Here is a 25,763-nt window from a genome sequence, read left to right as displayed (position 1 = left end):
CTTACGCTCGAGGTATGACAACGCCGTCCATCATCATCATCGGAGCCGGTTTCGGCGGGCTCGGCATGGCACTGGAGCTGCGGCGGGCCGGGCTCGACACGTTCACCATCCTGGAGCGCGCCGAGGATCTCGGGGGCGTGTGGCGCGAGAACACCTACCCCGGCGCGGCATGCGACGTACCGTCGCCGCTGTATTCCTGGTCCTACGAACCGAAATCGGATTGGCCACGGCGTTTCTCCGAACAACGCGACATCCACGCGTATATGCGCGGCGTGGCCGCGAAGCACGGCCTGGAGCGCTTCATCCGCTTCGGCACCGAGGTGACCGACGCGGAGTTCGACGAGCACACCGGCCAGTGGACTATCGGCACGGCCGGCGGGTCGCGGCTCACCGCCGACATCCTCGTCCCGGCCGTCGGGCAGCTGTCGCGTCCCGCCCTGCCCGATATCCCGGGGATCGACACCTTCGCCGGCCCCGCCTTCCACTCCGCGGAGTGGAACCACGAGGTCGACCTCACAGGCACCCGCGTCGCCTGCATCGGCACCGGAGCCAGCGCGGTCCAATACATCCCGCGCATACAGCCGAAGGTCGCGCATCTCACGCTGTTCCAGCGTTCGGCAGCCTGGGTGCTGCCGAAGGCCGACGTCGAGTACAACGCCGTGCACCACGCGCTGTTCAAGCACGTCCCGCCCAGCCGCCTCGCGGAGCGCTTCGCGATCTGGTCCTTCTTCGAAGTGATGGCGCTGGCGCTCACCGACATCCCTGCCGTGAAGACCCCCGTCATCGCACTGGCCGATCGGCACCGCGCCGCACAGGTGCCCGACGCCGAACTGCGCGCGAAGCTGACACCCGACTACGCGGCCGGCTGCAAGCGCGGCCTGTTCTCCAACGAATACTTCCCCGCACTGACGCAGCCGAACGTCACCGTGGAGACCACCGCGATCGAGGCGATCACGCCGACCGGAATCCGCACCGCCGACGGCGTCCAGCACGAGGTGGACGTCATCATCTACGGCACCGGGTTCAAGGGCACCGAGTTCCTGGCACCGATGAACATCCACGGTCTCGGCGGGCGCAAACTGTCCGATGTCTGGGGCGACACCGGCGCGCGCGCCTACCTGGGCGTTTCCGTGCCGTACTTCCCGAACCTGTTCATGATGTACGGTCCGAACACCAACGTCGGCTCCGGCTCGATCATCTATATGCTCGAATCGCAGGCCCGCTACATTCGGCAGGTGGTGCAACACCTCACCACCCGGCCCGGGCACTATCTCGCCGCCCGCGCCGCCACCGAGCAGCGTTGGGACGACTGGCTGCAGAAGCGGCTGAAAAGTACGCCGTGGAACTTCTGCTCCAGCTGGTACCGGAACGCGGCGGGACGAATCACGAATAATTGGCCCGGCGCCACCCTGCTCTACCGCTGGAAGACAAAAACTTTCGACCCTGCCGACTATGACGAGGCCCAGGCACCCGCCACCGTGTCCTGCCCTTCCCCACTCAGCCCGGTCTCAGCAAGCCGACAGTAAACTGGCACTGTCCGGGGTCGAGGCAACGGAAGAGGTGCACGGTGTGGTGGCTACTGATCGTCGTGGTAATTGTGGCGCTGGGTGCCTTACTGGTGTGGCAAGCGCTGCGGAGCAAACAGCGCGCTGCGACCGAACTCGCCGACGCGCTCGCCGACGCACGGCAGGTGAACGAGCGACTCGGCGGCCAGGTCTACACGCTCAGCGGCAGCAACGACGCGGCTGAGCAGGCATTGGCCGATGCGTCAGAACGGCATCTCGCGGCGGGATCGCAACTCGATCAGGCCCGCACCCCTGCGCAGGCGCGATTGGCGAAACAGACTGCGCTGGAAGGTCTTTACTACATCAGGGCCGCACGCACCGCTATGAGCATGGACCCAGGCCCCGCGGTAGCGGCGCTCGACGGGCAGGACACCGCCGGGCAGGTCAGCGAGAAGCGAGTCGTCCAGTACGACGGAAGGAAGATCGCGACCTCGCCCGAGCCTTCGTCGGCGACGCCGAACTACTATCCCGGCGGACGAGTCGCCGGACGACCGGTCCCCGCGGGCTGGTACTCCGAGCCCTGGTGGAAGCCGGCCCTGGTCGGCGGCGCCTGGGGCCTCGGCTCCGCAGTGCTGTTCACGTCGCTGTTCTCCGGGATGTCCGGGGTGGGCTACGACGCGCAGGGGTTCGAAAGCGGATACGGCGAGGGGTACCAGGACGGGCTCGCGGCTGACGACGGCAGCGGATCAGACGCGGGGTACGACCAGGGTGGCGGCTACGACAGCGGTGGTTACGACGGCGGCGGCGGTTACGACGGCGGCGGCGGATTCTGACTCGCCGACTACCGCCCGGAACTGCTACTTTCGACCCCACTGGAAAGCGATGCGGCCTCCCAGCCCTCGACCCGGTAGACTGCCCACGTCCCCGGTGGACTCAACACCCACCACGACCAGCCTTCGTAGCTCAGGGGATAGAGCACCGCTCTCCTAAAGCGGGTGTCGCAGGTTCGAATCCTGCCGAGGGCACAACCTGCGACAGTGTTTCCGCAGGTCAACCGCTTTCTTCTCGCGATTCGGCGGACCCCCCATCCTAAAACCCCAGGTCAGCCGCGTTGTCGGGTGTGCCGAGTAGGGCACAGCGAACATGGGAACGACATCGGACAACGGAATAGCGCGCAGGAGCAACGACGGGAGTGTCGGATTAATGGCCGATCCGACCCCGGTGGGTGATAGTTTTCCAGTCGGGGTGATCCGGCCTTCGAAAGTGATCGCGAACGCGTTCAGTGCGGGCTTCCACCTCAAGCCTGCTCGGTCGGGAAGTGCCAACGGGGCCCGCACAGCTCTGCGGTAGCGGGCATTCAACCCGGATCCACCGGTCTGGTGGATCCGGGCTCAGGCGACGTCGGTGTTGACCACGCCCAAGGGCGTCGGCCCGGCGCTGATGGTGAGGGCGGTGACCGCTTCGGCGAGCACCAATTCGACCTCGGTCGCGAAGTCGGTCACGGTCTTGTCGATCTTGGTGGCCTCACGCCGAATTACGTCGGCGGATTTCTTTGCGGTAGCAAGCTTTTCAAGCTTGGACAGTGCGCTCTGCACCTTCTCGGCAGCGGTCGCCAACTGTTCGCCGCCACTGCGCGCGACCACTGTTACGCTCGCTGCGCGCATCAGCAACACACACGCGCGCAACAGGTCCGGCTCGTCAGTGTCGGGATCGAAGGCGAGCACCACCCGGCGCGGGCCGAGCACCCGCAGCGTCTCGCCGCCGTTCTGTTCCGGCGACCGCACGATGCCCAAGGATGCGGCGGCCTGGCGGTTGCGTTCGGCTTCGACGAGGTAGTCGCTCCACCCCGACCGCAGGGAGTCGGTCATCTCGACCACCACGCGCGCGCCCTCGGCGGTGGTCAGCAGGCCATCGCCCTTCTTGCAGCGCGGCAGCGCTCCGACCATCGCGCCGGTGTCGTAGTACTCGTCACCGAGACCGGCCGCGATGGGTTCCATGAACCGGTGAATTCCCGCGGCGAACGAGTCGCCCTTACGCGTGGTCATCGAGATGAGAGCCGCCTTCGCCTCCCGCACCTTCAGCGCGGCTGTCATCTCCTCGAACCGCTTGGCCAGGTCGGCGTGGTTGGCCATCAGCAGATCGCTCATCTGGAGCTGGCGAGCATCGAGCGCGGCCGTGTGCTTGGCGATCGGCGAAGTCGGGTCATTCAAGTCGAACTGCTTGGTCGCGGTCGCGATCAGTTCCTGAGTGCCGACGGCGGCTTTCATCGTCAAGTCGGCGCTGAACTGCTTGAGTACCGGTTCCAGGCGAGCAACCAACTCCGGATCCGACCCGCCAAAGAGCCGATTGACCTGATCGGTGATGTTGGCGGTGGCTGAGTTGACGGTCGCCGCCATCTCCTTGCGGCAGTTCGCATCAGCCTCAGCCAACGCCTTCTTGGCGGAATCGACTGTCTTGGCCATCACCGCCGAGGCATCCTTCGCGGCCTGGCCGGTCAACTCCGCTGCCCTGGCCGCCGACGCGGCGGCCTTCTCACCCACCTCGGCGACCATCCGTTCCAGTTCCTTGGCATCGCTGGCCTGACCGGTGGCAGCGAGCGCGACGGCTCCGCATTTGACCACCTCGGTGATGAACGCCGACAGGTCGGCGGCGGCCAGGGTCTCGGTGTCGTCGACGATCGGACCGCGATGCCCGCTCGTCCAGCGCTGAGCCTCACGCAGGACGTCTCGATCACGCAGGATCAGCTGCTCGATGGCCAGGGCGGTGTTGTTGTCGGTGAAGTGCGCGTTGTGGTTCATGGTTCTCCTCGCGAGGGCGCGTTGGGGAGCGGCGCGACTGGTTGTCGCACCGCATGGTGATAAGTGGACTTCTCGATCTAGGACAGGCCGAGGGTGAATGTTGTTCTTAGACTGAATCTTCCGTCGCTGCCGCCCGGTCATGGCGGTCCTGGCTGGTGAGATCAGCCAGGACACAGCGGGCACGGATAGACACGCTGTTCGCGCCTGTTCGGGTTCGATGCGTCGATACCGGCGAGCGCGAGGTCGGCGTCGGCGAAGGTGAAGTACTTCAGCTTCCCCGACCCACATCGAGCGATCCGGACCAGCGGCGGCAGCTGCGCCAGATCCGCGCCGGTGTGCAGGTCGAGCCTTCGGCGCACCGCCGCCAATCGGGGCGGGTACTGCTGACAGGGACGGTATGTGCGATGTCCGCTCATGGTGACTTCCTCGCTCGGTGTGCGGTGTGAGATCACCATGAGCTAGCCCACAACAACTGTCGATGCATTTCACTGATAAGCCCGTTTATCAGTGTTCTAGTTTTATGCCATTCACCGCAGGGGCGTAGTGTCGGTGCCGATCCACGAGGAAGATGAAGGGGTACCCATGGACCAGCCGACCAGCGAACCAACGCTCACGCTGCAAGACATCGCCGACCTGGCAAAAGTCGAGCGGGCTGTGGTGTCGATGTGGCGTAACCGGGAGTCGGTTCGTGGGCAGCTCATCCCGTTTCCGCAGCCGGTCGCCGAGGTCGGCGGCATCGCTCGCTTCGACCGATCCGAGGTGGTCGACTATCTCGAACGCACTGGCCGGGGCAAGAACGCCGAAGCCCGCTTGGACGCCGCGACTGTCGGCGCTCCCGAAGGCTGGTCCTTGGAAGACCTGGTGACGTTGCTGTGCGTGCGACACCTGGTCGGCGACCTGGCTCACCTGACCGACGAGGAATGCGTCAACCTCGCCTGGGAGCTCGATCCCGCCGACGAGTCCTTCGCCAGCGAGATCGCGGCCCTCGGCGACACCGGCGCGGCACGGGTGTTCATCGACGGCTTGATGGCGGCAAGCTTCGGTGGGGCGGACGCCCTCGCCAAGCTCGAATCCTCCCGTGCCGGACGTGAACTCGCGCTTCGGGACCTCACCTCGGACGCGATCGAACTGCTTGGCACCATTATCGGCGCGTGTCGAGCCGAACTGGGTACCGACGGTGTGCAACTGGTCTCCGGCGGTGACGCACCGGCGGTGGTACTGGCTCTGTCCGACGCGGACCCCGAACTCGAGATCCGCGCGATCGGCGATGGTCGCGACGCACGTGCTTTGCGACGCCGCATGGTGATTCGCGAACGGGAACACACCGTCGCGGTCGGTCCCCGAGTCCGGCTGCTGTCGGTGGTCGGCACCGAGTCAGCGCAGGCCGTCGACGACGTCGACTACACGCTCCTTGGGCTTGAACGGGACGAGATCGCGGTGATCATTGGCTCGGCCGCGGTATTGTGCGACGCGATTCCGCGCGTCGGGAGACGGCAGGACACCCTGGCGGGTAAGCGGGCGGAGACTCTGGGTTCTGGTGGTCTGATCGCCGCGTTCAAGCTGCCGCGCGGGCTGTGGAAGGAAGCACACCGGCAAGCACTCGGCGTCTGGGTATTCCACGGCGGCGCCAAGACCAGCCTTCCCATGGTCGCCGACCTCGGCACCATCCGGCCAACTGATCTCGACCACCACGCTCTCGCCGCTGACTTGGCCGCAGCGTTCGGCGATCGCACCGACCGGGAAGCGCGTGCCTACCGTTACGGCAAGGAAGTCCCGCTCAGCGACATCCGAGCTGGACGCGAGGTTGTGGCACCGGGCGCTTTGGCGGTGCGGCTGCGCACGCCTGAGACGATCGACGACCTGAACCGCGTGTATACCGCCACCTTGGTCACCTCCGAACTCGATCCGGGTTTCGACGTGCACGCCGGGGCCGCGGCGAGCTCACGCGAGATCGTCCAGCGACCACTCAGCGAGCTGTCGAGACTTGGGCTGATACACCTTCGTACCGGCAATCGGATTGACCCGTCACACGGCAGTCCGGAAGGCACTGTGACAGTGTTGTCAGCACACCACGGTGTCGAAGCGTTCCGGCTCGACCCGTTGGACGCGCAACGTCTTTATCCGCGCGCAAATCGCACCGAACCCGGCGATGTCGTCTTCAGCGATCACCCGCCGCGCGCGATCGTCGACCCCACTGGCGGGAGTCGGGTGCTGTCGCCGTCGCGGATCCTCCGACTGGCACCGGGGGCCGGGATCGGGCCGTATATCTTGGCCGCGCTGATCAACGATGTGCCGGCCCACCACACCGACTGGCGTGCCTGGGTAGTGCCACTTCTGCCCGCCGAGGAATCCGAGCGTCTGGAGTCGGTGCTCGCCGATGCCGCCGATTACACCAGACGCCTGCGCGGGCGGCAGGATGCGATGGAGGATCTGTGCCGCGCCCTGATCAGCGGGATCGGCGCTGGCACGGTGAGCCTGGATGTCCCGGCAGCAACGGCTGAAACCCGGGCGTGAAAGACATTGTCGGACAACGAGGAGAGGAGTCCCGGGTGCCCCCGAGGACGCGGAAAAACAATGTGGCGCAAGCACCGTCGACCATGAAGGAGCTCAAGGACACGCTATGGAAGGCGGCCGACAAGCTCCGCGGGTCGCTGTCGGCGGCCCAGTACAAAGACGTGATCCTCGGTCTGGTATTCCTCAAGTACGTCTCCGACGCCTACGACGAACGCCGTGAGGTCCTGCGTACCGAACTCGGCGGCGACAATGCCGATCCCGTGCAACTCGAGATGGACCTCGACGACCCCGACGAATACCAGGGCTACGGGGTGTTCCTAGTGCCCGACAACGCGCACTGGGACTACCTGTCGAAGTACGCGAAGGGCCGCAACGAGCCCGGCGAGTCGCCGAAGTCGATCGGCCTGCTCATCGATGAGGCGATGGACGCGATCATGGGAGCCAACGAATCCCTGCTCGGTACCCTCCCCCGCATCTACAACCGCGACAACATCGACCAGCGACGCCTGGGCGAGCTGGTCGACCTGTTCAACAGCGCCAAGTTCAGCCGCCACGGCAACCAGAAGGCCCGCGACCTGATGGGCGAGGTGTATGAGTACTTCCTCGGCAACTTCGCCCGCGCCGAAGGCAAACGCGGCGGCGAGTTCTTCACCCCACCCAGCGTGGTCCGCACCATCGTGGAAGTACTCGAACCGAGCAGTGGCCGCATCTACGACCCCTGCTGCGGATCGGGCGGCATGTTCGTGCAGTCGGAGAAATTCGTCGAATACCGCCATGGCGACGCTCAAGACCTCGCCGTCTACGGCCAGGAAGCCATCGAGGAAACCTGGCGGCTGGCGAAAATGAACCTCGCCATTCACGGCATGGACAACAAGGGCCTCGGCGCCCGCTGGGGCGACACCTTCGCCCGCGACCAACACCCTGGCGTAGCCATGGACTACGTCATGACCAACCCCCCGTTCAACATCAAGGATTGGACCCGCAATATCGAAGACCCCCGCTGGGTCTTCGGCGTGCCACCGGCCAACAATGCCAACTACGCCTGGATCCAGCATGTGCTCTACAAGCTTGCCCCGAACGGGTCCGCCGGCGTGGTGATGGCGAACGGGTCGATGGCGTCGAACTCCAACGGAGAGGGCGACATTCGCGCTCGAATCGTCGAAGCCGACCTGGTGTCGTGCATGGTCGCGATGCCCACCCAGCTGTTCCGGTCGACCGGGATTCCGGTGTGCGTGTGGTTCTTCGCCAAGGACAAGAAGGCCGGGCACGGTGGGGCTGTGGACCGGACCGGGGAGGTGTTGTTCATCGACGCCCGGGAGCTCGGGTACATGGTGGATCGGGCCGAGCGGGCATTGTCGGACGAGGACATCGCGAAGATCGCGGATGCGTACCACGCTTGGAGAGGGACGCGGTCGGCTGCGGTGCAGGGGCTTACGTATGAGGATGTGCCGGGATTCTGCAAGTCGACGACTGTGGAGGAAATCAAAGCGGCAGAGTATGCACTAACACCCGGGCGCTTCGTAGGAGCCACTGCCGACGAGGCGGACGACGAACCACTCGATTCGAAGGTAAGTCGACTCCGAAAGGAGCTTTTGGCGGCATTCGACCTCTCGGCACAGCTCGAAGCGACCGTTCGAATTCAGCTGGAGCGACTCAATGGATAACCTGATACATACAACATTTGGGCGCTTAGGTCAGCTCTTCGACGGCCCCCATGCAACCCCGAAGCGCCTGGACACAGGGCCATACTTCCTCAACATCTCAAGCCTTAAATCCGGACGTTTGGATTTGACGGATTCAGATCACTTGTCGGAGAGCGATTTCACACACTGGACCCGACGGGTAACACCAGAGCCTGGGGACTTGCTTTTCTCCTACGAAACACGACTCGGCGAAGCCGCGCTTATGCCAGAGGGAATCCGCGCCTGCTTGGGCCGTCGAATGGCCCTGTTGCGACCCGACAGGGAGCTTGTCGACCCGCGATTCTTGCTGTACTTTTACTTGAGTCCCCAGTTTCAACGCAGGATCGCACAAAATACAATTCACGGCGCGACTGTGCAGCGAATCGGACTCGCAACAATGCCAAGCTGGCCAGTTGCGATCCCAGCGTTGGCGACCCAGCGTGCGATTGCGGAGGTGTTGGGGGCGCTCGATGACAAGATCGCCGCTAATGAGCATTCGATCACCTGCGGCGAGAAGTTGGCGATTGCGTACGCCAGCGGTGCAACGAGCTCGACCGAGGTCGGTAGAATCGCGACACATTCTACCCGGCCAACAAGTCCAGACAAATTTCAAGAGACGGTCGCGCATTACAGCCTGCCCGCTTTCGACGGCGCCGCCCAGCCTTCGATCGAGCGTGCGCAGTCCATCAAGAGCAACAAATTCACGCTCACCAATCCGAGCGTACTAATCTCTAAGCTGAATCCTAGGATTCCACGAGTCTGGAACGTAGTTGAAATTGGACATAACCAGGCTGTTGCATCCACGGAATTTGTCGTGCTGGAACCGATCGGATATTCAACTTCAGTGTTGTGGTCACTTTTATGCCAGCCCGAGGTGATGACCCACATCGCAGGTAGAGTAGCTGGCACGTCAGGAAGTCATCAGCGCGTGAAGCCAGCAGAAATTCTGGCAGCTCACGTGGGCGACCCCGACTCCCTCAACGCGGAGGTACGCGATCTGATCGATTGCTTGGGAAAGCGTGTCGACAGCGCACGGAAGGACTCGCAAGTCCTCGCCAGAACCCGCGATGAGCTCCTCCCTCTACTTATGTCCGGAAAACTCCGCGTCAAAGATACGGAAAAGAAAGTGGAAGCGATAGCCTAATGACCGAAAATGTCGGTGTCAGTGAGAACCAGCTCGAGCAGATGATGATCGAGCGGTTGGGGGATTTGCACGGGTGGCAGCCGTTGGCTGGCACCGACATTGCCCCGGGTAAGGATTTGGGCCGGGAATCCTGGCAGGACCTGGTGATGCAGGGGCGTCTGTTGGAGCGGATGCGGCAGCTGAATCCTGGTGTGCCGGTGGAGTTCCTGGAGCAGGCGCGGGCGGAGGTGTTGGCGCCGAAGTCGCAGGGGGCGATCGAGGAGAACTTTCGGCTGCATCAGATCCTGATCAACGGGTACACAGGGATCAGTTATGTCGATCACCGTGGGGTGGAACAGAATCCGACCATCCACTTCATCGGTGGGCAGGTCGAGGACAATGAGTTCCTCGCGGTCCGGCAGGTCGATGTGCGCTCGCGTGAGCACCGGCGGCGTTTCGACGTGGTGCTCTACCTCAACGGTCTGCCGGTGGTGATCGTCGAGTTGAAGAACCCCGGTGCGCAGGCTGCCGACCTGGCGTCCGCGCACGCCCAGCTGGCGACCTATCTCGACGAGTTCCCGATGGCGTTCCGGTTCACCGTGCTCACCGTGATCAGCGACGGTGTCACTGCCCGCTACGGCACCCCGTTCACCCCGTTGAACCACTATTCGCCGTGGAATGTCGACGACAGTGGGGAGCCACTGGCGTTCGGCACGCGCATCGAGGAGGAGGACGCGGGCATCCAGTTGGAGTACCTGGTCGACGGGGTGTTGCAGACCGAAAGGTTCCTGCAATTGCAGCGCGACTATGTCGCCTTCGACAAGACCCCGCAGGGCCTGCAGAAGCGAATTGCCAAGCCGCACCAGTACTTCGCGGTTTCCAAGGCTGTCGGCTGCACCATCGAGGCGATGCGCAGTAACGGCAAGGCCGGGGTCGTCTGGCATACGCAGGGGTCGGGCAAGTCGATGGAGATGGAGCTCTACACCCATCTCGTCGGCACCAAGCCACAGTTGAAGAATCCGACCATCGTGCTGGTCACCGACCGCACCGAACTCGACGGTCAGCTCTACGCCGCGTTCTCGAAATCCGCACTGTTGCAAGAGGAACCGAAGCAGATCGGCAGCCGGGCGGAACTGCGGACCGCGCTGGCGGACCGGCAGACCGGCGGAATCCTGTTCACGACCTTGCAGAAGTTCGGGTTGACCAAGCAGGAGAAGGAATCCGGGCTGGAGCACCCGCTGCTCTCGGACCGACGCAACGTCATCGTGATCGTCGACGAAGCCCACCGCAGCCACTACGACGACCTCGACGGATACGCCGCGCACCTGAAGTCGGCGCTGCCCAACGCGACGCTGATCGCGTTCACCGGCACCCCGATCTCGTTCGAGGACCGCAACACTCGCCATGTCTTCGGCGAGTACATCGACGTCTACGACCTCGCCCGTGCCGTCGACGACGGTGCGACAGTGCGGGTTATCTTTGAACCACGGCTACCCGAGGTGAAGGTCGCCGCCGAGGTCACCGATGCCGAGATCGACGGTGCCGCCGACGCCGCGGTGGTCGGCTTGGACGACATCGAACGCCGACGCATCGAACAGTCGGTGACCGTGCTCAACGCCCTCTACGGGGCACCCGAACGGTTGAAGAAGGTCGCCAAGGACCTCGTCGAGCACTGGAAGAACCGCCGCGCGGTCATGGACGAGTACATCGGCGGCAACGGCAAAGCGCTGATCGTGTGCGCTACCCGCGAGATCGCGGCGAACCTCTACGAGGAGATCATCGCGCTCGAACCGGAGTGGGAATCGGACGCGCTGGACCAAGGCGTGATCAAGGTCGTGTATTCCGGCAGCGCCAAGGACCCGCAACCGATCCAGAAGCATGTGCGTCGCGAGTCGCAGAACAAGGCGATCACCAATCGACTCAAGGACGAGAACGACCCCCTCGAATTGGTGATCGTGCAGAACATGCTGCTCACCGGTTTCGACGCCCCGCCCCTGCACACCCTCTACCTCGACCGGCCGATCCAAGGCGCGCTACTCATGCAGACCCTGGCCCGGGTCAACCGAACCTTCGCCGGAAAACAGGACGGCCTGGTCGTCGCCTACGCACCGATCGCCGACAACCTCGAAGCCGCACTCAAGGAGTACACCCGCACCGCGGGCCGCGAACAGCCCGTTCAGTCGACACCCGACCAGGTCGTCGAACTCACCCGGCAACTAGTCGCCCAACTGGACGCCCTGTGCGCCGGCTATCCGTGGTGGACGAAACTCGTCGAAAAGCCCGGGCAATTCATGCGCGTCGTCACCAGCACTCTCGAGTACCTTCGATCCCCCACCACACCCGGCAACCAGGTCCCCGCCGGCGACCCGACCCTCGCCGACCGGTTCCGCGACCTAGCCAACCAACTCGGCCGCGCCTGGGCGGTCAGCCGAGGCTCGGAAACCCTGACCGACCTGCGACCCAAAATCCAGTTCTACGAACAGGTCCGGGTCTGGATGGCCAAATACGATGCCGAACAACGCAAAGCCGAAGGCCGACCGTTGCCCGCCGACATCAAACGCGCCCTCGACAAGCTGCTCGCCGACTCCACCGCCTCCGGCCAGATCATCGACATCTACGCAGCGGCGGGCATGCCCAAACCGTCGCTGTCCGACCTCACCGTCGACTTCGAGCAGCAGGCACGCGAAGCCGAACATCCCCACCTGGCTATCGAGGCTCTCCGCGACGCCCTGACGGCCGAGGTCAGCCACAGCACCCGCAACAACCTGGTCCGACAGAAGGCTTTCTCCGAACGCCTGCGTGAACTGATGAACAAGTACACCAACCAGCAACTCACCTCCGCTCAGGTCATCTCCGCGCTGATCGAGCTCGCCCGGGAAGCGGCGAAAGAACGCGACCGGGGGGGGACCTTCAACCCACGCCTGGACGAAGACGAACTCGCCTTCTACGACGCCGTCCACGAAAACGAGTCCGCTGTCATCGAGTTGGGCGACGATGTCCTCGGCGATATCGCCCGAGAACTGGTCGCCGTGATGAAGCGTGACGTGAAGACCGACTGGACCGTCCGCGACGACGTCCGCGCCAAACTCCGCTCGACCATCAAGCGCCTACTCCGCAAGTACGGCTACCCGCCGGACAAGCAGCCCGCCGCCATTCGCCAGGTCATCGACCAAATGGAAGTACTGGCACCGAAGTACGCCGAGGACAAGCGCCTGGCGACGCCATGAGGACAACATCGACGTGCTCGTAGCAGGTGGTTCTGTGTTAGCCCACACTGACATGCATGGCACTGCTTTGCTAGATGCGGAGACCGACTTCACAACTGCTGCATCACCGAGTCCTCATCCGCGGGGCAGGTTCGCGAAGAGAGCGACCGCTGTATCGACTCGCTGCTTGTCGAGGTCCTGAACTTTCCGGTGCAGCAATGCAATTTCCTCATCTGAGGCGGCTACCTCGGCTCCGATTCGTCGCTGCTCGCCTAGCGAGGGCAACGGTACGAACAACTTGCTGAGGTTCGAGGAGCTAATCGATGGGATGGAAGTTCCCGCAGCCTTGTTTTCGATCCACGCTACGGTCGATGAGAGAGACAGAAAAGCGATGAGATAGCGCGGGTCGACCACATCGACGACTTCAACCCGTAGCCGGATCAACCCCGTCGAAAACAGCATCCCCTCGCAGCCGGGATCAACAAGGGCACAGGGGCCGAGAGTTCCTGTTCTGACACACAGAATATCTGACGCCTGGACGCGGAATCGCTTCAGCCGGTCGGCATCGGCGTGGAGTACACGCCTGGCATGGTCAGCCGCGACGCGGCGGTGCCGCAGCTGCGCGGGCGCGATCAGCGGGACGCCCTCATCGACGATGTCCAGAGTCTTGACAATATCGTTGGAAGGCCCGGCCTTGACATCGCAGAGTTCGCCGAGAGAAACCATTTTCGCGGCGGTAGGTTCACCAGGAATCAGGCGGTAGTCAGCGGGGCTGAGAGAGTATCCGCGACGCCCGATCTCATCGCGACCAACAGCAAGAGCGATGTTGCCGCGACCAAGATTCACGGACCCGAGTTCCGTCCTGCCCGAGACCCACGCGCGATGACAGTTGACGATGGTCTGGACGTCGTGCTCGCTCAGATACCGTTGACCACTTCTCTTTTCGCCGACCGAACGCGCATCGATCAGCAGGACGGAATCTCGAACTTTCTTCGAGTGGGTCAAGATCCAAATACTCACCGGTACAGGAGTTGTCGCGAAGAGCCCCGCCGGGAGAGCGATAACGCACTCCACGACCCCTGCATCGATCATCGCCGCACGAATGGACAGTTCCGCCGGGTCTTCGGAAGTCCCGGCCTGATTCGGCATGACCACCCCTGCACGACCCCCGCCCTTCTTGAGCGACGCGTACACGTGTTGCAGCCAGGCGAAGTTGCCGTTCTTTTTCGGAGGCTTTCCGAAGGGCCAGTACCCGTTCGGCGCAGGCCATTCACCCGATGTCTTCTGGTTGAAGGGCGGGTTGGTCATGACGAAGTCAACGCCGACCGGCCGATTCACCGAACTCCCTAGCGGTGCTGCAGCACTCTGGAGCAATCCGGTGACGTCAGCACCTTGGAGGGCGCTACTCATTCCCGCCACTCGCAGTTGCTCTCTGTCGCGGCCAGCGCCGGATACTTTGACGTTCTCCGCCCCAGCAGCGGCTCCCGACAGGAACTCACCAAATCGCATATGCGGATCGTGACAGCGGAAGCCATCAGCAGCATCGCCGACCACGGTCGCGGTGACGAGCTCGACGATGCCAGCGGGTGTGACGAACTCGTTGTTAGCCCGCGGGCTCCACAGTACGAAGCGATCGAGCAGTGCTGGGAACGCGCTGCGGTCTAGTTCGCGACAGGTCCGCAGAACCTGGGCCACGTCCCCGACCGCAGTCGGGCGTAGCCGCGCGAAAACTGGGCCAAGCCCGGGCAACACGCCGCGCTCACGCATAACGCGGTCGATGACCGCTGCCACTGAGGCGAGGAGTATCGCTGGTTCGGTATGCGGCTGTGCGACTGCACGCTCGGCCAGATGACTGATTTCCCCCCAGCTCTCAGGATCCCGGACACGTACAAAAACCGCGCCAAGGACGAGTTGCAGATATTCCGTTGATGATCCGCCGCCGCTAATCCTCTCGGCTAGCGGCCCGTACAGTTCGGCGATGGCGTTGGCGTGACCGGAACGCGCTCGAACAGAACCATCGCTGGTTACCGGTCGGCTAGATCGGGAAGGCGCCCGTGTGCGGGAGTTCCGAGCTATCCGATCGGCGTAGGTAGAACCTGGCAGCTCATCGCTGGGCAAGAGGCTTGCAGCGGGAATCGGGCGATCTCTCAACCACTCGATCACCTCGGCGAGGACGTAGAACTCCCCCTCTTCCGATGACCGCGCGCGAGGGAAGCTGGCGTGCCGTCGCTTCCACGTCGACAACAGTTGGCTGCTGATACCACCCAGTGTCATGATCTCCCGCCGCGACACGACCCGCCCCTCGGTGATGTTCACTGCCCGAATCCGAACATGAAAATAATCAACGTCAACGCCAACGCGGTCGCTGCGCCAAAAGCACGGCCGCCACTCTTGACCGCCGATGCCGTCGAGGCGCCATCCGCAACCGCAAGGACTCCAGCGACGACTCCTACGAGCCCCCCGATCAGGATGGCGACCACCGCCAGTAGGACTCGGACAGATGGGAACATCGAACTCCTCCGTATGACCAAAGGCGAGAACGACCCCGCCTGCATGAGCATCACGCTATGCACCACAGAAACGAACGAGTTTTGCGCATTGCCATGCGCAATTACTGTTACATCACTCCAGCAGCGGAAATAGACACATCTCCGACCTGGGATAAAACTACCTCTACCTGAACATTTCAGCTGAGTAGCAGCATCGCGCGCGCCACAGCCCTACCGACAACTGTTAACTTGAGGTCCGCCAGGCTCGTCGAGGCGTCGCTCGATGAGGGACGTAGGGCAGTGATCAACAGAGGAGCGGCCGCGCTTCAAACCGAGCGCTCGATGAGCCCTGCTTGCGGGTCGGCCGTCTACTGTCCACCGGTACATACGGCCTGCGACCACTCACGCACAACAGCCCGACGCAACCACCTGTCATCGCGGTGATCCCGCGCCTGGACCAGACAAGGAAAGCCGAAAGTAGCGACCGCCCCAGCGGCGCGCGCTTGTTCCGCGCCTGTGCAGCAACGAAAAGCGGCCGGGACCGCTCCAGACCACGCAAACGTCCCAGCCCGCGCCAAACTCTACTCAACAGGAGAGAAATCGGCTTCGATCACAAGTTGACCGGAAGATATGGGCAGGTCACCCGCGTTCCCATCTACTTCGATGTGCCCCGCCGAGGGCACAAACCCTGCGCGAGGGCGTGCGGCATATGTTCGGCACCCTCGACCTGGCCACCGGGCGCGTGTACTACTGGATTCCGGGATCGGAAACGCTGGACGGAGTTAGTGTCGTTCCTGAAGTCGCTGCGGGTCCGAGGGAAAGCTGTACCTGATCCTGGACAACCATTTCGCTCATAAGCGCCGCGAGGTGTGCAAATGGTGCGCCGACCATCGCAGCCACGGCGAGCAGGACGACGCCATTGCCAGCTACATCCGGTGGCGCAACCAGCACGGCAGCCTGATACGGGACTTCTCCATAGGCTCGAGAATTCGCCATCCGGATTACCTACCGAACGTTGCTCGACACGGCACTAGAGATCATCGGGCAACAGGCGGAACGCGGCATCACCAGTGAGCGGGCTGATTGCGCGGAAATCACGTCGGTCGAGTGTCAATACCGCCACGGTTTCGTATCGTTCCGCCAATGAAACATTGGTGGCGTCTGTGAGATCCAGGCGCAAGGCCAGGTATCTGTTCTGCACCCTGCGTGCGACCCGCAACAAGTCCGCCGAGACCGTGGGCACTTCGATGCGTCCGGTGCGCTCTTGCGCCAATAACCAATCATTCACCGCATATGCGGCTCGACGATTGAGATTTCGGGTGGTGATGTGTTCGACTTCGAGCAACACGAGTGGAGAGACGATGGTCAGCGCCGCCTGCTGCAGCGCTGCGCGCGCGCAGACGTGCTCGGGATCCGCGGAGTTGAAAGCGGCGACCAGACCTGAGGTGTCGCCGATCACGATCATCCAGCATCGGATTCGGTGTTGGTGATCGCTTCTCGCACAGTGCTATCGATTTCATCCGCCGACACCGCATGCCCGTAGTCGAGTACGGGGATATCCCACTCCTCATCCCATCGGCGAGTGCGTATCGCGGCCAGGTGAAAAGCTTCACGAAAATACTCGGACTCCGGCCGCCCTTCACGTGCCGCGGCCTTCTTCACCAGCTCGAGGTCGGCCTCGTCGACCATGACCGTCGTCTTCTTCAGACCCATAAGGTTATGGTACCCGCACCATAACCTTGTGGCGAGCGCAACATATCACCCGCGCTCCTCAGATCCGGTATAAACCCACGATGACAAGGCGTTTTTCTGGTTGCCCATGGTTTTGCGTGTCCTGCCGAGGGCACATAGCTGTGACGTTGTTTCCGCGGGTCAGCAGGTTTTCCTGACCTGTGCATCGCTCTCGGATCACCACCAAAAACCGATATATGCAGGTCAAACCGTTGCCCTGGTACGAGCCCTCAGGAAACACAGAACATGGGCAACCAGGCCGGGCAACTCGCGGGATTTCAGGGCCGGCCGTCAGCCCGTCACACACTACGTCCACAGACCATAAGACAGGCATCCCGGCCCGGCGAAGGGCCAATATTTCGACGCCTGCCCGATGATCGACATCTACTCCCACTACCTTGTCAGCGATCACGTCCGCATTCACGAATCCGGTGTCCTGACAACGGAATCGATGAACGAGATCTTCGGCGTCCGCGCCAACCCATGAGGAGACATCCATTCGCCCCGGGCCGACCGCGGTGTTCCGTCAGCACGAATCGTCATGCGGAACGAGTAAATCTGATCCGTGGGTTCGGTCGGCAAAGGTACTGCGAGAAGGCATCTTTCACCGATGCTGACCAGGAGCGGCAGATACCGATGACAGGGGATCCACAATGACGAAGTCCAGGATCGGCGCGGTTCTCGGCGCGGTCGCCCTCCTCGCCGCTATCGGTGTGTCGGCAAGCGGGACCGCCGCGGCCGCGATGACCTGCGAGGAAGCTCGCGCCAACCTGAACAGGGCACAAGCGGACCTGCAGTACGCTCGCAGCCATCTCAATAAGGAAGGAATCGGGCGGGCCGAGGCCGCGGTCGCCGGTGCGGAAATAGCCAAGACGTCCGCCTGCCGGTAGACCTCGGGAGACCTCGCCCCGCGAGGCAGCGGTCGCGAAGTAGCGGCATATGAAGGCCATCGCAAGGTTGAGTCATGGCGCGCAGCTCGAGTCCCTGATCGGAAAGCCGGAGCGGCCCGACCTCTGGCTCGGGGTAATCCCGCCCGATGCCGAGTACCGCTCTCCCGCAACAAACTTGGTGCTGTACGGCCGAGGCCCGTCATCACCGAGACCGTGAGCGCCGAACTCACCGTGCCCCGGCGGTCCGAGATTGCCCTGTACGAGAGGACTTTTCGCCCTACCAGCAGAGCAAGCGGCCCAGGCAATGCTGCCCACACGCTGGTCGAGAACGCACTCGCGCTACGCATTGGGACCGCGTGAGCGCCGGTATCGGCGAAGACCGAGGTCGGTGCAGCGTCCGCAGCGGGAAATGGTGAAACGATCACAGACCGCCAGACAGATCCTGGCATGCAAGGCCGATGCTTCGCAGTCACTCCGTAATACGCGCCCAGGAATCTCGAACCGCCGCCAGCGCCGTCTCGGCGCTGATCACCAACCGAGGCTGCCCGGCCAATTGTGCGTTCCAGTTGTCTTCGTCCGGCGCACGATCGAACAATTGCGGGGTGGGGAGCCGATTGGTCGGACGTTCACCACACCGGATCTGTCGCCGGCCTGCATCGCCGCCAGACAGAGTGTGGTCGGCCACGCTCAGATCAGATAGGTTCTCCGCGATTCCATGAAAACCTTCTTACGGACCCAACGTTTCGTGACCCACGGCGGTTGATCCCTACGAACATCCAGTTCGATAGGAGGAATCCGCCATGATGCAGAGCCCCACCGCCCCTGACGACTTTGCCCATTCACACCCGGCACCGCCGCCAGGCGGCGGGACCGCCATCACGGCCGGGGTGCTCGCCTGCCTCGGCGGTACGCACCGGCTGCTGAGTATTCTTGTGCTCATCGCCGGGATAGCGATGTTGAGCGACCTCGACGCGGAGGGCGAAACCAAGGGGGCGCGATTGCTTTTCGCGATCTCGATCCCGGTCTTCTTGCTCGCCGGTTCGCTGTTGCTTGCCGGTGGCATCCAGATGTTTCGCAAGCATGCCTCGGCCCGTCGGCTGATCGTCATCGGCTGTGCGGTCGACATCGCCTACAGCATCATCGAGACAGTGGTCGTGCTTGCTGTTGCCGGAGCCTCCGATGACTACGGTGTAATCGGCAGCCCGCTGTTCGCCATATTCGTGGCCGTGTTCCCCATCGCCACGATCATCCTGACCTTGGCGACATCGACCACGCGGTGGCTCGAGTATCAGGCATAAGATACCGAGAGACGACAGGGAGCCAGACCACATGAGCGCGCCACTCGATCCCGCCCAGGCCCGTGATATTTCCTTTGCCGCCTTGCTGCGTGTGGTGTTGCACGAATGTGCGCAGGCTCCACTCTCGCTGCTCACCGCCGATACCGGATCGGCCGTCATCCGGATCGCCCGCGGTGGTGAGCAGCGGGAGCAGGCATTCGCCGAAATGCTGGTGGAGGCATACGAGTCGGCGAGCGAGATGCTGCTGGCCCGCATCACCAAGTTGACGCGTAGCCGCGCCGACGCCGACGACATAGTGCAGACCGCGTTCATGCGGGTGTACGCACGCTGGCCGGACCACATCACCGACGTCGAAGGGCTCCGGAGGTACCTGTGGACCACGGCGGAAAACCTGGTGAAGGATGCCATGGTCCGGGCCTCGAAGGACCGGGAAAGGCTGGATTCCGACGGACACGAACGCCTTTCGGTACTCGCCGACCATGCCGGCCTGCCGTTCGACGACATGATCGCCTTGCAGGACATGCTGATCCGGCTATTGGACGCACTGCCGCCGAGGGAACGCGAGGCGGTCATCATCTACACCTACGAGGGAAACACCTACAAAGAGACCGCTCGGGTCATGGGCGTGGCGGAGGGCACCGTCAAGGGATACGTCCACGACGGGCTGTTGCGCGTCCGAAAATACCTCGAAGAGCACGTCGCTTGATCGTCAGATCCCGTGGCAGGGTGGGGTGTTGTCGGCACCCACGGGTAGCTCGTCCCGTTCGGCCTGGGTGTACTCGCGGTCACTGATCGCGCAGAGCCGTCCCAGTACGTCATCACGGTCGAGATTGATCGAGTACCGTCCGACACCTCCGCTGCCGGAGTACCTGCCGGGATTCAGCGCGTACAGGGCATCTCCGGAGAGATCCCCGTACCGCTGGTCCGAGATCTTCACATCGAAGAGCTTTGCGCTGCGATCGAAGTCCCAGATCTCCAGTGTCCCGAGGTGATCAACCACCAGCAGACCATCATCGGTCATGCCAACCCCATTGCCCGATGGAAACGGTTGTGCAGAAGGAGATTCCACACCGCTGTCGAAGTTCTCCACGGTGTCTTCCCCGGACTCGTACCTGATGTATATCTGTGGAGCGGCAGGGCTGACGAAGGCATCCTGCCTCTTGCCGCGATCAATCGGTTTGACGGGTACCGAGCGGAGTACTCGTCCGTCATCCAGGGCCCGGACGGTATCGCCGTCGATGTTCTCGGTGAAGTACTGGTCGTTGTGCGTCGGGACGAGGGCCGCCTGCGCGCCAGCCCGTACCATCCACACCAGTTCGTCGATGTCGCGCCAAGTCCGCACGGTGTGGCCGAGCTGTTTCCCATCGCTGATCCGCCACCGGGTGACCGAGCCCGCATGGAAGAAGGCCAACTCGTCGTCGCCGGGCTGCATGATGGATGTCGGTCGCCGCAGTCCAGGTCCGAGTTCGGGCGGGACAGGTAACGAAATACGTTGCTCGACAGCGAGTCCGGGCAGCGAGAAGATGGTGATGCCACCCGTCGCACCGGCCACGACGAAATGCTTCCCGTCGGCAGTCATCCGGTAGGCAGATTCGGGCGGAATCGACCCACGCACGGCAAGGGTCACCGTGATACGCGCGACTTCCCTTATGGCGGGGGTCATTTCGACGACGCGCACCGTTGCGTTCGCAGCTTCTGGGCCGCATGCGACGTCTACAACGAACGAGCCGTCGGGACTCCACCGGACAATCCGCTGTTCGGTGGCCGGTCCGGCGAACACGTTCATGTCCGAGATCGCCACGGCAGGCGCGAAGCGGAGCAGGCCACTCGACGTGAACTGTGCCAGCCTCGGGCCGTCGTCGGCAGGGGCGACCAGTACCGTGGCCGACATATCCCGAGGGCTGGCTGTTTGGACGGCGAAGGCCTGGCCGGTCCGTAGGTCGATGAGGTGAGTCTGGCCGAGAGTATCGCCGGCGAGGATTCTCGTCGACCACGCGTACCGTCCACTGCTATCGACGGCCCACTTGCAGTCCTCGGTCGTCGAGCCCGAGCCGCGCGGCGTCCGCAGACGTTCGGCCCCCGTCAACGCGTCCGAGACGACCAGTTGGTCGCCGGAACATCCGACGACCAGGCCGGTCGAGGTGATATTACCGGCTGGCAATTCCCGAATCGGCTGTCCGGTCTTGGCGTCGCGCACGACGTTGTGCGTGATCCCGATTTTCGACTCGCGCATCGCGATCATGCTGCCGGTCGGGTCGACATAGTCCGGAAACTGGGCGAAATCTCCCAGCGGAGGCGGGGAAGAGACCAGGACGGGCCCGGCACCCGCCATGTCGTACACCTCCAGCAGGTCGGTGTGCTGTGCCTGCTGAAGCTCTGCCCGTTGGACCTGCGCTCGGTTGAGTCGCACCGCGAGCCAGCGCCCGGTCTGATCCCAGCCGGTCGACACGCCATTGGGCAGCAACGGCGCAGGCTCCGGCGGACGGACCAACGCAGGACCGGTGCGGTTTCGTACATCCCAGACGGCGACCGCACCATCGTCGGTCACCACGGCGAGTGCGGAGCCGTTCCGGCTGAGGTTCAGCGAGGCGACCTTACCGGCGGTCGGTGGAAGTCGCCACGGCATCGGCTCATCGCCGAGCACACCGGCCCAGACTGTGACGTCGCGGCCCTCGGCGACCGCGACCTCGGCCCCGTCGCCACTTGCCGCCCCGAATGTCGCATCGCGCCACAGGCCTGTCCGGTAATCCGTGACGGACGACATCCGCACTTGTTGATACAGCAGTGCCGTCCGCACCATGTCGTCGTCCGGCGCATACCGCGCTGCGGCCTGCGCGAATTGCAGCGCCTTGTCCAGGTCGGAGTCGGCCACCCGCATGGATTCCGCCGCGAGGCTGCGCCCCGCCTGCAACCGCAACTGCGCCGCGCGAGCCGCACTGCTCCGGTAGGCGACCACCGCCATCGACGTGGCCACGACCACCAGAACGGTGAGCGCTGCGGTCACCACTCGCAGGCGCCGCACCTCCCGCCCGCGCAGCCGGCGGCTGGCCGCGATGAATTCCTGATGTGCTTGCGGCACATCGGATTTCCGAGCTTCGAGCTGGTCCCTCGCGGTCTCGAGAGCGGTACCGCGCAGCAACGCGTCGTGCTCGCGACCGCGCCGTTCCCAGTTGTCCAGGTCCTGCGCGAGGTGTTGCTGCCAGGCGCGGAACTCGCGGTCGGACTGCAGCAGGTCGTGCAGCCGTTCCCAGTTATCGATGAGCGCTTGGTGTGCCAGCTCGACGGTGTCCGCGCCGTTCTTGTCACGGCCGACGACGACCAGGCGGTCGAGCGCCAGCCGCCCGACCACACCGCGGAGTTCGGGGTACTCCCGCATCGGCAGCACCGCTCGGAGGAATCCGGCGCCGCTCGAGGTCGGCACCGCGAGCAGCTTCAGGAGCCGTTCCGCGTCGGCCCGGTCGGCGGGATCGGTGAACTGCGCCATGACCTGCTCGGCCCGCCGGGCGATGGAAACCTCCACGCTGCCGACTTTTTCGTAGTCGGCGAGGGTGATCCGGCCGCCGGTGTGCCGGGCCCACAGGTCAGACAGCACCGACGCCAGCAACGGCAAACCGCCGGGCTGGTCGAAAACACCGTCGATCAGCCGCTGCACCACCGCATCGTCCAGCATCACTCCGGCACGGGTGGCGGGGCGGCTGATCACGTCGCGCAGTTGGGCACGGCTCAGCGGGGCCACCGCAACTGTTGTGCCGCCGAGGAATTCGGCGAGTTCGGCGTCGAGTAGGTCGTCCAGCGCGTCCCAGCGCAACGTCAGCACGATCGCCAGACGTCCCTCGGTGTCGGCGCGGGTGAGCTCGAGCAACGCCTGCAATAGCGCACGGGCCTGCCGCGGGGCCGCCACGGCCAGATCCTCGAACTGGTCGACGAACAACACCGTGCCGTACAGCGGAAGCTGTTGCAGCAGTGTGGCCGCTTCATCGGCGTCGGGCGCGGGCGCAGCCTTCTCGATCAACCAGGTCGAGAGTGGCTCGTCCGCGGCGATGCCGGAACCGATTGCGCGCACTCCGGATTCCGTCGCGGCGTCGCCGCTGAGCCGGAATGCGGCGACCTGCCACCCCTGCTGCCGCAATCGCGGTATCACCCCGGCTCGGATCAACGAGGACTTCCCGGTGCCGGAACGTCCGACCACCGCGGCGAAACCGGTCTGCCGCAGCGTCTCCCGCACCCGCGCAATATCGTCGTCCCGCCCGTAGAAGAACTCTGCGTGCTCCTCGTCGAACGGCGCCATACCGCGATACGGGCTCGACAGCAGCGCCGGATTCAGCCGCAGCACCTCGTCGATGGGAAGCATGAACGCGGTGCGGGTGTAGCGGCGGCGGTCGGCGGCGACCGCCATTCCGGTCACGGCATGCGCCTCGGTGTCCCACACGGCGGCGCCGCTGAACCCCTCGGTGATCGGCTGCCCGCCGGTCGCTGCCTGCAGCTGCACCCAGCCCTGGCTTTGCGGGGCTCGAAACTCGCCGGACACCCAGACGCCGCCGGGCATCTCGGCCGGAAATCCGAACATCCGGAACTCGCCACCCCAGGGCTGGCGGGCGGGCCAGAACGGCAGCGGCGCAATGGAATCCGGCGGCGAAGCGAGGAGCTCCAGGATGGCGATATCGCCGCGGCCGTCCTCGCGGACGCGGGACCAGTGCCGGATCCGGGCGAGTATCGGAACTGTGGCACCTGCCGACGGAAAATCCACGGCCACAGGCGCTTCGGGCACAATGTCGTCCGTCGGTTCCCCACCCAGCGCCGCCGATACGACGTGCGCGCACGTCGCAATCAGAGTGGGCCGCACCAGAAATCCCGCGCCGACCACATCGCCGGTGGGCGTTAGAATCCGCACTGAGGCCCAGCCGAGCCGACCGGTGTCCGCAATCCCTTGCACGCGTCGAGCCCTCCCGGGAAAGTTCGGCAAGCGTAGCAAATCCGCCGATGGTGTGAAGGAATCGTCGCCGAGCACGGGCAGGAGACGGAATTACCCGCGGACCGAACGGACTTCGGCGCGCACGGAAGGCCTCAATCCACAAGCACTGTTGCCACCATGACGGCCAGCATGACAAAGATTTCGATCAGGACGACGACCAGTCCGTGCGCAAACACCAAGATCACCAGCGGCACTCCTGCAACGAGGAGGGGGATCGCGAACTCGAGAACACCGGCCGGTGCTGTTCGAGCTGACCGCTGGTGCCGCGGCGGTGTCGGGCTCGCTGCCACAGGCCTCGGCAGAACAGGTCTCGAGGCCGGACCGGACAGCGAAGTCCGCAACGGGACAGGCCAGGGCGAGGGCGAGGCATGTCTGGGGGCGGCACTTTCCGACGAGCTGCCCACGGTGAGGCCCGAATAGGCACGAACCATGTCATCCACCTGTCGATACCGCTTGACCCCCGGTAACACGTCCACCACTCCGGGGGCCTGCTCCCACAACGCAATGACACGCGCCGCCTGCGCTCGCCAACCGGAGCCGCCCTCGACCACCCGGCCCTCGAGCGCAATCACACCGACGATCGTGGCGGACTCCGAATACTGCCGCCGCAGGTGGTTCAGATCTCGAAAGCTGTACACGCCACAGGTACAGCCGTCGGCCGGAGCTTGATGCCGCGCGCCCTTGCTGCACTCGGCGATACACGTTCCGTCGCGCCACGCGGTGCTGTCTCCCCGCTCGAACACCGGCCGCAGCTTCCCGTGGTCGACGGTGAACGTCCGGAGCCCGTAGACGCCGATCACCGGCTCGCCGGCGGGATCCGGCTCGGCGTAGAGCTTCCCCACGTCGGCATCGCGGGCTTGCAGGGAACCGACGACGCGAAGCACATCCTCGATCGGGATCATGTAGGCGGTGCGGGTGACCGATCGCCGGTCCGGGACCGTCGCCATACCGATCACTGTGTTCGCCGCGCCGTCCCATACGGGGGCGCCACTGCAGCAGTCGGAGATAGGTGGTATCTCGTGCGTGACTTCCAGCGCTACCACACTCATACCCGATGCCGGGGTCCGGAAGTCGCCGCGCACGGCAACGATACCGAATCCGCTGTTCCTTACTCCCAGCATCCGAAATCCGGTGGCCGTCATGCCGTCGGTCCCTCGCATCGAGGGTGGACTCGCTGCTGCCGGTGGTGCGGCATCGAGTTTCAACACAGCGATATCGCCACAACCGTCGGCATACTCCGGCACCCAGCCGCGCACTCGGGCGATTACCCGCCCGCCGGGAGCATGCCACGGGAAATCCACCCCGACGGGGACATAGGGTCGCAGCAGGGTGTGTGGATCGCCACCGATTGCCGCCGCGACACTGTGCGCGCACGTGGCTACCATCTGTGGACCGACGAGAAACCCGGTCCCCACCGGCCGATCGGACGCGTCCAATATCCGCGCCACCGCGGCTCGGTCCCGCGAGTCCTGTGCCGTGTTCACGAATCACCTCTGCGTGCAAAAGGCTGGGTATCACGCTGGATCACCGCGCGGGTGTGGGTTCACGCGGGGAC

Annotated in this window: 17 protein-coding genes and 1 tRNA gene; 10 read left to right on the top strand and 8 right to left on the bottom strand. The window is 64.1% G+C overall.

Annotated features, from left to right (window positions below; all coding sequences use genetic code 11):
* Positions 1-14: 14 nt before the first annotated feature.
* The 3 genes from AB0H00_RS09425 to AB0H00_RS09415 all read left to right on the top strand — a co-directional run bounded on the left by AB0H00_RS09425 (position 15) and on the right by AB0H00_RS09415 (position 2,530).
* On the top strand, positions 15-1,526 hold the full coding sequence (locus tag AB0H00_RS09425; RefSeq protein ID WP_357263378.1) for an NAD(P)/FAD-dependent oxidoreductase: 1,512 nt from the start codon (positions 15-17) through the stop codon (positions 1,524-1,526).
* A 41-nt stretch (positions 1,527-1,567) separates the two neighbouring features.
* Entirely contained in the window at positions 1,568-2,338 is a 771-nt protein-coding gene (locus AB0H00_RS09420; RefSeq protein ID WP_357263375.1) for a DUF1542 domain-containing protein, read from the top strand.
* 119 nt (positions 2,339-2,457) lie between these two features.
* Positions 2,458-2,530: transfer RNA gene (locus tag AB0H00_RS09415), tRNA-Arg, on the top strand.
* A 366-nt stretch (positions 2,531-2,896) separates the two neighbouring features.
* Here the strand turns inward: AB0H00_RS09415 and AB0H00_RS09410 are convergent.
* Positions 2,897-4,303 (bottom strand): Fis family transcriptional regulator, encoded by a 1,407-nt coding sequence (locus tag AB0H00_RS09410; RefSeq protein ID WP_357263372.1) that lies wholly within the window; start codon positions 4,301-4,303, stop codon positions 2,897-2,899.
* A 161-nt stretch (positions 4,304-4,464) separates the two neighbouring features.
* Positions 4,465-4,719: a hypothetical protein gene (locus tag AB0H00_RS09405; RefSeq protein WP_357263370.1), complete on the bottom strand. Its 255-nt coding sequence runs from the start codon at positions 4,717-4,719 to the stop codon at positions 4,465-4,467.
* Positions 4,720-4,885: 166 nt separating this feature from the next.
* Here AB0H00_RS09405 and AB0H00_RS09400 point away from each other — a divergent pair, with 166 nt between their 5' ends.
* The 4 genes from AB0H00_RS09400 to AB0H00_RS09385 all read left to right on the top strand — a co-directional run bounded on the left by AB0H00_RS09400 (position 4,886) and on the right by AB0H00_RS09385 (position 12,849).
* A complete protein-coding gene (locus AB0H00_RS09400) occupies positions 4,886-6,817 on the top strand; it encodes a hypothetical protein (protein WP_357263367.1) in 1,932 nt (643 codons plus the stop codon).
* Between the two features lie 83 nt (positions 6,818-6,900).
* On the top strand, positions 6,901-8,481 hold the full coding sequence (locus AB0H00_RS09395) for a class I SAM-dependent DNA methyltransferase (protein WP_357263364.1): 1,581 nt from the start codon (positions 6,901-6,903) through the stop codon (positions 8,479-8,481).
* Entirely contained in the window at positions 8,474-9,643 is a 1,170-nt protein-coding gene (locus tag AB0H00_RS09390; RefSeq protein ID WP_357263361.1) for a restriction endonuclease subunit S, read from the top strand. The genes AB0H00_RS09395 and AB0H00_RS09390 overlap by 8 nt, the downstream gene beginning before the upstream one ends.
* Positions 9,643-12,849, top strand: coding sequence for a type I restriction endonuclease subunit R (locus AB0H00_RS09385; RefSeq protein ID WP_357263358.1), 3,207 nt, complete (start codon positions 9,643-9,645; stop codon positions 12,847-12,849). The genes AB0H00_RS09390 and AB0H00_RS09385 overlap by 1 nt, the downstream gene beginning before the upstream one ends.
* Positions 12,850-12,963: 114 nt before the next feature.
* Here the strand turns inward: AB0H00_RS09385 and AB0H00_RS09380 are convergent, their stop codons facing one another.
* The 4 genes from AB0H00_RS09380 to AB0H00_RS09365 all read right to left on the bottom strand — a co-directional run bounded on the left by AB0H00_RS09380 (position 12,964) and on the right by AB0H00_RS09365 (position 17,030).
* On the bottom strand, positions 12,964-15,144 hold the full coding sequence (locus tag AB0H00_RS09380; RefSeq protein WP_357263354.1) for an N-6 DNA methylase: 2,181 nt from the start codon (positions 15,142-15,144) through the stop codon (positions 12,964-12,966).
* Positions 15,141-15,338, bottom strand: coding sequence for a hypothetical protein (locus AB0H00_RS09375; protein ID WP_357263351.1), 198 nt, complete (start codon positions 15,336-15,338; stop codon positions 15,141-15,143). Before AB0H00_RS09375 ends, AB0H00_RS09380 begins: the two co-directional genes overlap by 4 nt.
* Before the next feature lie 1,009 nt (positions 15,339-16,347).
* Positions 16,348-16,782 (bottom strand): PIN domain-containing protein, encoded by a 435-nt coding sequence (locus AB0H00_RS09370; RefSeq protein WP_357263349.1) that lies wholly within the window; start codon positions 16,780-16,782, stop codon positions 16,348-16,350.
* The gene (locus AB0H00_RS09365) at positions 16,779-17,030 is read right to left on the bottom strand and encodes a ribbon-helix-helix protein, CopG family (RefSeq protein ID WP_357263346.1); all 252 of its coding nucleotides are present in this window, start codon (positions 17,028-17,030) and stop codon (positions 16,779-16,781) included. The genes AB0H00_RS09370 and AB0H00_RS09365 overlap by 4 nt, the downstream gene beginning before the upstream one ends.
* A 671-nt stretch (positions 17,031-17,701) precedes the next feature.
* Here AB0H00_RS09365 and AB0H00_RS09360 point away from each other — a divergent pair.
* The 3 genes from AB0H00_RS09360 (at position 17,702) to AB0H00_RS09350 (ending at position 19,942) form a co-directional block, all read left to right on the top strand.
* Positions 17,702-17,938, top strand: coding sequence for a hypothetical protein (locus tag AB0H00_RS09360; RefSeq protein ID WP_357263343.1), 237 nt, complete (start codon positions 17,702-17,704; stop codon positions 17,936-17,938).
* An 800-nt stretch (positions 17,939-18,738) separates the two neighbouring features.
* Complete coding sequence (locus tag AB0H00_RS09355) at positions 18,739-19,236, top strand: hypothetical protein (RefSeq protein WP_357263340.1); 498 nt, start codon at positions 18,739-18,741, stop codon at positions 19,234-19,236.
* Positions 19,237-19,267: 31 nt separating this feature from the next.
* Entirely contained in the window at positions 19,268-19,942 is a 675-nt protein-coding gene (locus tag AB0H00_RS09350; RefSeq protein ID WP_357263338.1) for an RNA polymerase sigma factor, read from the top strand.
* 3 nt (positions 19,943-19,945) lie between these two features.
* Here the strand turns inward: AB0H00_RS09350 and AB0H00_RS09345 are convergent, their stop codons facing one another.
* Entirely contained in the window at positions 19,946-24,127 is a 4,182-nt protein-coding gene (locus tag AB0H00_RS09345; protein ID WP_357263335.1) for a serine protease, read from the bottom strand.
* A gap of 173 nt (positions 24,128-24,300) precedes the next feature.
* A complete protein-coding gene (locus AB0H00_RS09340; protein WP_357263332.1) occupies positions 24,301-25,692 on the bottom strand; it encodes a hypothetical protein in 1,392 nt (463 codons plus the stop codon).
* Positions 25,693-25,763 lie beyond the last annotated feature (71 nt).

This window comes from Nocardia sp. NPDC023852 (assembly GCF_040639505.1).
GTDB lineage: Bacteria > Actinomycetota > Actinomycetes > Mycobacteriales > Mycobacteriaceae > Nocardia.
This window is presented reverse-complemented; position numbering and strand designations above follow the sequence as displayed.

Coding starts and splice junctions, on each gene's coding strand:
- AB0H00_RS09425 (WP_357263378.1), top strand. CDS start 15: ATGACAACGCCGTCCATCATCATCATCGGAGCCGGTTTCGGCGGGCTC.
- AB0H00_RS09410 (WP_357263372.1), bottom strand. CDS start 4,303: ATGAACCACAACGCGCACTTCACCGACAACAACACCGCCCTGGCCATC.
- AB0H00_RS09405 (WP_357263370.1), bottom strand. CDS start 4,719: ATGAGCGGACATCGCACATACCGTCCCTGTCAGCAGTACCCGCCCCGA.
- AB0H00_RS09400 (WP_357263367.1), top strand. CDS start 4,886: ATGGACCAGCCGACCAGCGAACCAACGCTCACGCTGCAAGACATCGCC.
- AB0H00_RS09395 (WP_357263364.1), top strand. CDS start 6,901: ATGAAGGAGCTCAAGGACACGCTATGGAAGGCGGCCGACAAGCTCCGC.
- AB0H00_RS09390 (WP_357263361.1), top strand. CDS start 8,474: ATGGATAACCTGATACATACAACATTTGGGCGCTTAGGTCAGCTCTTC.
- AB0H00_RS09385 (WP_357263358.1), top strand. CDS start 9,643: ATGACCGAAAATGTCGGTGTCAGTGAGAACCAGCTCGAGCAGATGATG.
- AB0H00_RS09375 (WP_357263351.1), bottom strand. CDS start 15,338: ATGTTCCCATCTGTCCGAGTCCTACTGGCGGTGGTCGCCATCCTGATC.
- AB0H00_RS09370 (WP_357263349.1), bottom strand. CDS start 16,782: ATGATCGTGATCGGCGACACCTCAGGTCTGGTCGCCGCTTTCAACTCC.
- AB0H00_RS09365 (WP_357263346.1), bottom strand. CDS start 17,030: ATGGGTCTGAAGAAGACGACGGTCATGGTCGACGAGGCCGACCTCGAG.
- AB0H00_RS09360 (WP_357263343.1), top strand. CDS start 17,702: ATGACGAAGTCCAGGATCGGCGCGGTTCTCGGCGCGGTCGCCCTCCTC.
- AB0H00_RS09355 (WP_357263340.1), top strand. CDS start 18,739: ATGATGCAGAGCCCCACCGCCCCTGACGACTTTGCCCATTCACACCCG.
- AB0H00_RS09350 (WP_357263338.1), top strand. CDS start 19,268: ATGAGCGCGCCACTCGATCCCGCCCAGGCCCGTGATATTTCCTTTGCC.